At 33.7% G+C, this 2304-nt stretch carries 2 protein-coding genes; both read left to right on the top strand.

The genetic code is table 11. The annotated features are described in order from the left end of the window. Positions 1-224, top strand: a 224-nt coding sequence (locus BAU28_RS23585) for a zinc ribbon domain-containing protein (RefSeq protein WP_165615189.1), incomplete at its 5' end; no start/stop codon positions are given. 553 nt (positions 225-777) lie between these two features. Continuing rightward, positions 778-1299, top strand: coding sequence for a DUF3967 domain-containing protein (locus BAU28_RS23580; protein WP_002174969.1), 522 nt, complete (start codon positions 778-780; stop codon positions 1297-1299). Positions 1300-2304: the final 1005 nt, after the last annotated feature.

Raw genomic sequence — 2304 nt, 5'->3', positions numbered from 1 at the left:
GGTATGGGAAACAAGTGATTGTGGTGTCGAAAACATTCGCTAGTTCCCAAACTTGTTCGCATTGCGACTACAAAAATAAAGACGTGAAAAGCCTGAACCTGCGTGAATGGAAGTGTCCTTCTTGTGGTATGTATCATGATAGAGATGTGAACGCAGCGGAAAATCTGAGAAAAGAGGCCGTAAGGCTCCTAACCGTAGGGACTACGGGGATCGCCTACTCATAAAACTGAGGGATACCTTGGTGTTCGTAGGAATCCCCCACTTCAAACAGCTCGTTAGAGTGTTAAGTGGGGGTAGTTCAAAAATAAAGATCTCTACAGGCTGTTTTTGAGCAATCGTAATTTTTTTAAAAGGGATTAATCTATCAGATTTATTAAATGAATAAATCATGATGTCTCCTTTCATGATTATATTTTGAGAAATCTTATCTAGTAGGCTGTTATATATTTTAGTGTATGCAGTTTATTAAAATGTGTATATAACTAGATAAGTTTTTTTATTGTATTGATGCATAAAAAAGAACTTCGTCGAAATGACGAAGTTTTTTTGATTTCAGTTGAAGGACTATTTTTCACCACAATTTATTGTTTTCATATAATCATATGAAGACCTCTCTATTTTAAAACAATTTTATTTGAAAGTTGGTGTCATAATGGATTAGAACCATTTGCTGTTAATATCAATGAAGCAACAAAGCAAAGCAAGATAATACGTATCGTACTCTTAAAAGACTATATGGCATTTGAAGAACAGCTTAGAACAGAGGGAGGATAAAATATGGCTCAAACTTATTGGGGATCTGAGGTAGCCAAGAAATTAGGGATTGGCTCAAGTACTTTGCGTAAATATTGCCTTGCCCTGGAGGAAGTTGGGTATTTTTTTGAGCGTGGCAACAATAATTCTAGAATTTTTTATCATAAAGATATAGCAACTATAGAACGGTTGGTAGCAGCTACGAACAAGAAAAACATAACGCTAGAACAGGCTATAAATCTAGTAATAACGAGTGTTACAGAAAATGGGGTAGCAGCTGCTGTTACGGATAGCGTAGCAGATTCAGAACACATAAAAGCATTAAGAGAACGTATAGAACGATTAGAACAATTTAATTTAGAGTTAATTCAAAGGTTGGATCGACAAAGTGAAATTTTACAGGAAACTAATAATCAAAGAATAATGAAAGAAGAACAAAGAGATGTTCAATTAATGCAGGTATTAAAAGAAATACAAGATAGCAAGCGCTTAATAGTAGCTTCAGAACAGAAGAAATCATTTTGGATTCGTTTGTTTGGTAAATAAATTTAAACTTAATATGTTATTTGAATTAATAATGTTGTATGTGGGTAAATTATGATTAATTATTTTTTAAATTTTTGATAATGATAATTTTTTTGCACCAGAGTTATTGGCTAAGCACATATTGTAATATTGAAATGGATTCCACTCACTTATTTCATGTTATCAATGATTTACCCTGTTAAGAGATAAGAGACTTTTCAGTTGAAAATCTTGCTTTTACTTCGCTATTAAAAGTATCTCAGTCTATTTTGGTAAAAATAAATAAAGTTCCATAAACGATTATTTTTAGTTTTTATGTTGAAATCCTTTTTGTATCAAAGGTTACAGTCTTAGCGTACAGAATCCGTGAAATATTGGTGTTACTCTAATAATAAAAAATGACAGCTATTTTAGATGTCATTTTTTATTGGCATCTTTTTTTTTGGTTATTTTACATTTTTTGGGTGTTCTCTTTTAGGTACACCCTATATCTTATAAACCCTTACTATTACTGACTTTCTTCACTTTGCTACATCCTTGCAAAACTTTTTTCGGCTCGAGTTTTGGCGGCACCAAGCCGACACATCCAAAAGCAACTATCTAGGTTCATCGGCTTGAATTTATTATTATACGAGCCGAACCGCTAGTGCTCTCGAATAATAATTTCATTTACCGTATGGATAGATACGGAGTACGTGGGATTTCGCTCCCACACGACGAACCAGCCTCTACTTCAAAAGTCAACGAAAACCCTTGGAAGATAAATCTAGTTTATGTTAAATTGGATATAGATTTGCTTTTCTTTTTTTATTTCGTTTAAACATTCAAGAGCCGTTTCGCGGTTCAGATTCAGACATTTGTATTGTGTCTATGACTCTGAGTCCGAAATGGCTCTTTTTATATATAATTATTTGTTTATATTGAGATCATGAAAATGAATCAATGTATTTTGGGATTGAAAAATATGAAAAGGGAGTGAGGACCGAAAGGTATGGGGAAGCGCGGCCATAGCCGCGCCGTTGCGAA

The sequence above is a fragment of the Bacillus paramycoides genome, assembly GCF_001884235.1.
Lineage (GTDB): Bacteria > Bacillota > Bacilli > Bacillales > Bacillaceae_G > Bacillus_A > Bacillus_A paramycoides.
The sequence above is the reverse complement of the archived record's forward strand: the minus strand, read 5'-3'. Positions and strand labels throughout refer to the sequence as shown.